Below are 2,035 nucleotides of genomic sequence, written 5' to 3' on the forward strand. Positions count from 1 at the left end.
CGCGGCTGCGCTCGAACTCCAGGCGCAGGGCGTCGAACAGGCGCCGGCCCCAGCGCTTACGCAGACCGGTAGCGCGGCACCAGCGGCACGGGCGCGGGCGTCCACGGCCGGAGCGGCGAACACGAGCGCCGGTGCCGTGGCACAGCCGGCAGGGTCCGAACCCGATGTAGCAGGAGATCAGGTACCACGCTGTGTAACCGGCGGCGGTGAGGCTAGCGAGCAGGGTCGGTGAGGGCATGACGGGTGTCTCCTCGGGCTGTTTGTGGGTGCACGAGGCTGGCGCGGCTAGGGACTAGCGCGCTGGCCAGGAATGAGACGGGGTGCTAGCGGTGGTGCTAGGTCTAGCGGGGGTTGCCGCTAGACCTAGCGACCATGCGTGTCTGTTATGCGGCGGTTGGTCCCCGGCGGTTGCGGTTACGCTCCGCTACCACATCCGCGACGTGGGCGCGTTCGATGCCGCGCCGGTTGGCGCCCTTGCCGGTGGTCGGGTCGGTGCCCCACACCTGCCCGGTGGTGATGCCGTGCGCCCGCAGCGTCGCGGTGAGCTGGTCACGGGACAGGTCGGCGTAGACGTCGGGTCGCAACTCGATCAGGCGCTCGTGGACGGTTTCGGTCCACACCTTCGCCTCCGCGACGGGCACGACGGTGAGGATGTCGTCGAGCAGGGTGTCGGCCCGCTGCGCGGCGGTGGGCGAGCTGGCCTGCTCCCCGACCGCGTAGCCGCGCAGGGTGCCGGCCGCCTCGCGGGCCGAGCGCGCCCGCTCGCACACCTTCTGTGCGGCCGGGCCGTCGATGTAGGAGGACCGGACGATGGTCGGTTCGTCGGCGCCGACGAGGTAGCCCATGCCCTTGTCGCGCTTGGTGAACATGGTTGCCCGGATGCCGTTGCGGTAGGCGCTGGTGCCCAGGATCATGTCGTTTTCGACCTGGCCCATGACCCGCAGGCAGAACCGGGTCCCCACGTTCGCCGACACCCCCGTGGGCAGCGACCGGGCGTCGGGGCGTTGGGTGGCCAGGATCAGCACCACGCCCAGGGCCCGACCGAGCTTGATGACCTTCTCGGCCAGCTCGCCGGCCTCCTTGCCGAACTCCGGGTGGGAGAACAGCTCCTGGCACTCGTCGATCGCCACCACCAGCGGATGCAGCCCCAGCGACTTTCGCGAGGCCAGCTCGGGGGTGACCTTGTTCTCCGGGCACGCGCTCTTGGGCAGGCCCTTGATGGTGGCGGCCCGCTTGGACAACTCCTTGCGCAGGTCCCGCAACGCGATCAACGCCTGCTCGATCACGTCGTCGTCGGCGCCGGAGGCGTAGCGGGCCGCCACCAGGCCGAGCGCTTCGAGGTCGCCGGTGCCCTTCAGCTCGAACACCCACAACTCCGCACGCGGGTCCAACGCCGCCGCCAACAAAGGCACGCGCAGGGAGAACGTCTTACCGGCGCCCGGGATCGACCCGATCAGCAGGTTCGTGTACATCAGCTCGAAGGACACCAGGCGTCCGCGCGGGTCGTTGCCGAACGGCAGCGCCTTGAACAGGTCCACCGTCGCGACCTTCAACAGCGGCGAGGCTGCCTGGCGGGCGGTGGCCATGTCCTGATCCCCCACCCACAGCACCAGCCGGCCCGGGTGGATCTCGTGCATCCCCTCCGGCCACACGCACCCGAGCGGGCGGGACAGGCCGGCGGCGAGCTTGTCGCGGCGCTCGATCACCTCGGCGGCAGTCACCCCGAACGGCAGGTCAACGTCGGCCCGCCACCCCGGCCCGTCCCTGGTGATCGGCGCGGGGAACCCGATCGCCTTCGCGTTCTTCGCCAACGCCTGGTTGATGCCAGCGATGCCGAGCACCGACAACGCGCGCACCACCACATCGCTGGTCAGGCGCGCCGCACGCGGCAGGGTCACCGCCGTGTCCAGCAGCGGCCGATCCGCCGGGCGCCCGACCAGCCCACACACCACGATCAGCCCGGCAAGGGCCAGGTAGCGCTGGGTGGGTGTGGCCATCGCGATCGCAATCCCGACCGAGGCGAGCAGGGCGAGCG

Annotated in this window: 2 protein-coding genes; both read right to left on the bottom strand. The window is 70.9% G+C overall.

Annotated features, from left to right (window positions below):
- Nucleotides 1-238 (bottom strand): hypothetical protein (locus ABD211_RS01960; RefSeq protein ID WP_344125519.1); only part of this gene is annotated, 238 nt, incomplete at its 3' end.
- 145 nt (nt 239-383) lie between these two features.
- A partial coding sequence (locus ABD211_RS01965; RefSeq protein ID WP_344125521.1) for a P-loop NTPase family protein occupies nt 384-2,035 on the bottom strand: 1,652 nt, incomplete at its 5' end.

Source organism: Luedemannella flava (genome assembly GCF_039528515.1).
Classification (GTDB): Bacteria; Actinomycetota; Actinomycetes; order Mycobacteriales; family Micromonosporaceae; genus Luedemannella; species Luedemannella flava.